Source organism: Blastocatellia bacterium, from assembly GCA_035275065.1.
Lineage (GTDB): Bacteria > Acidobacteriota > Blastocatellia > UBA7656 > UBA7656 > DATENM01.
Genome location: DATENM010000016.1, coordinates 1 through 2,505, shown reverse-complemented (window position 1 = coordinate 2,505; position 2,505 = coordinate 1). Strand labels below are relative to the sequence as shown.

Annotated in this window: 3 protein-coding genes; all 3 read left to right on the top strand. The window is 63.4% G+C overall.

Going from position 1 to position 2,505, the window contains the following annotated elements; all coding sequences use genetic code 11:
* Window positions 1–211, top strand: a 211-nt coding sequence (locus VJ464_02860; GenBank protein ID HKQ04046.1) for a hypothetical protein, incomplete at its 5' end; no start/stop codon positions are given.
* Between the two features lie 21 nt (window positions 212–232).
* Entirely contained in the window at window positions 233–1,402 is a 1,170-nt protein-coding gene (locus VJ464_02855) for a glycosyltransferase (protein ID HKQ04045.1), read from the top strand.
* 38 nt (window positions 1,403–1,440) lie between these two features.
* On the top strand, window positions 1,441–2,505 hold a 1,065-nt coding region (locus VJ464_02850), incomplete at its 3' end, for a glycosyltransferase (protein ID HKQ04044.1).

Sequence of the window (2,505 nt, the reverse complement as noted above, 5' to 3'; positions counted from 1 at the left end):
GCGCGGCAACATCAAGCAGGTGACGGCGGCGCAGGTCGGCGGGCTGATCGAGGCGGTGGCGGGCGAGGCGTCGTTCAAGCGGCGGGTCGAGGCGATGAGCCGCACCTTCCGTGACATCGAAGACTCCGGCATCGGCGTCCGCACTGTCGAAGGGTTTTTGCAAGGGAATAGGGATCGCCGCCTTGAACGGCTGATCCAAGGCGTGTCCTGAGCACGGAGATGAGGTAAACCAATGGCGGCGATTGTGCTGTTTCCATTTCCTGCGTTCGGGCACCTCAACCCGACGCTGAAGCTGGCGAGGGCGTTGCAGCGGGCCGGCCATCAGATTTGCTACCTCGGGCTGGCCGACTTCGAGGAGTACGTGCGCTCGCAGGGGTTTGACTTCATCCCCATCCTGGCGAGCCCTCCGGCAGGCGCCGCTTCGGGCGACGCGCCCGCGCGCTTGCAGGTGAACCCGCTAGAGATCGTAGGCATTGGCGAAGGCGGCCAGACGAGCGAGATCAATAACGCGCTCCTTAAAGAGATTGCCGCGGAGCTGAAACCAATCATCCGGAAAAGGAAGCCTGACCTCCTGATCGTCGACTACCTGATCGGCGGCTTTGGTTATATGGCGTCGCAAGAATTGGGCATCACCAGCGCACTGATTGATTCGACCATTGTCGAAGGACTGATGTTAGGGGAGCCCGCGCCGGAAACAGTAAAGCGCAAACTGCCTGTGCTGGTGATGTGCCCGGACGCACTGGATTTCCCCGGCCCGTGGAGGCAACCCCATCGTCACTACATCGAGCCGTCGGTTGATTTGCAGCGCCAGGAGTTGCAGCCCTTCCCTTGGGACATGCTCGACCCGTCGAAGCCGCTCATCTACTGCTCGTTCGGCAGTCAAGCGTATGTCTACAAGCACAGTATCAAGATTTTCCGCGCGGTGATCGAGGCGGTCGGCGAGAGGCCAGAGTGGCAGTTGGTGCTGGCGGTCGGGCCTTACCTCAAGACGGAAGCGTTCGCGCCGCTGCCCGACAACGTGCTGGTGGTCAACTGGGCACCGCAGTTGAAGCTGCTGGAGCGGGCGGCAGTGATGATCACGCACGGCGGCATGGGTGCGGTCAAGGAGTGCATCTTCTTCGCCGTGCCGATGATCGTCTTCCCGTGCCGCTGGGACCAGCCGCACAACGCGGCGCGGGTGGTACACCACGGGCTGGGGCTGCGCGGCGACATCAGCGACGGGTCGGTCGGGCAGGTGCGGCGGCTGCTTGAGGAGCTGAGCGGCAGCGGCCAGTACAAGGCGCGGGTGGCGGCGATGAGTCGGACCTTCCGCGAGGTCGAAGACTCCGGCATCGGCGTCCGCACCGTCGAGGGGTTTTTGCAAGAGACTCACCTCCGGAAGCCTGCCGGGCAGACGCGATGATGCTGGCATAGATAAAGGGCAAACCAATGGCGACGGTGATGTTCTGTCCATTTCCTGAATTCGGCCATCTCAACCCGACGCTGAAGCTGGCGAGGGCGTTGCAGCAAGCCGGCCACAGGGTCTGCTATCTCGGGCTGGCCGACTTCGAGGAGTACGTGCGCTCGCAGGGGTTTGACTTCATCCCCATCCTGGCGAGCCGTTACCCCAGAGGGGCTTCGGGCATGCGTTCCGCCGAGATGAAAATTGGCCGCTTCGAGTTAATCATGCTTGAAGAACAGCAGGCGGATGCCCAGGTGACGTCAATGCCCTTCAAGGGGGTTAAGGGCGAGATCGGAGAGATCTTCCGGGATAACCAACCTGATCTGTTGATCGTAGACTTCCTGATCGGCGGCCTGGCCTATGTCGCGGCCCAGGAGTTCGGCGTTGCGAGCGCTGTGTTATGCGTCACCCTGCTTGAAGGGTGGATGCTGGGAGAGCCGGCGCCGGGAACCGTGGGATGCGAGTTGCCTGTGCTGGTGTTATGCCCGCAAGCCTTCGACTTCCCCAGCACGCCGAAGAAAGCCAACCGCCACTACATCGAGCCGTCGGTTGATTTGCAGCGCCAGGAGTTGCAGCCCTTCCCTTGGGACATGCTCGACGCGTCGAAACCGCTCATCTACTGCTCGCTCGGCAGTGAATCGCACCTATATGAGCAGAGTCCTGAGTTTTTCCGCGCGGTGATCGAGGCGGTCGGCGAGAGGCCGCAGTGGCAGTTGGTGCTGGCGGTCGGGCCTTACCTGAAGGCGGAAGCGTTCGCGCCGCTGCCCGACAACGTGCTGGTGGTGAACTGGGCACCGCAGTTGAAGCTGCTGGAGCGGGCGGCGGTGATGATCACGCATGGCGGCCTGGGGGCGGTCAAGGAGTGCATCCTGCTGGGCGTGCCGATGATCGTCTTCCCCTGCCGCTGGGACCAGCCCTTCAATGCCGCCCGCGTCGTGGCGCACGGGCTGGGGCTGCGCGGCAACATCAAGCAGGTGACGGCGGCGCAGGTCGGCGGGCTGATCGAGGCGGTGGCGGGCGAGGCGTCGTTCAAGCGGCGGGTCGAGGCGATGAGCCGCACCTTC

What these genes read in the sequence shown, in the direction of transcription:
- VJ464_02855 (HKQ04045.1), top strand. Translation starts at nt 233, where the DNA reads ATGGCGGCGATTGTGCTGTTTCCATTTCCTGCGTTCGGGCACCTCAAC.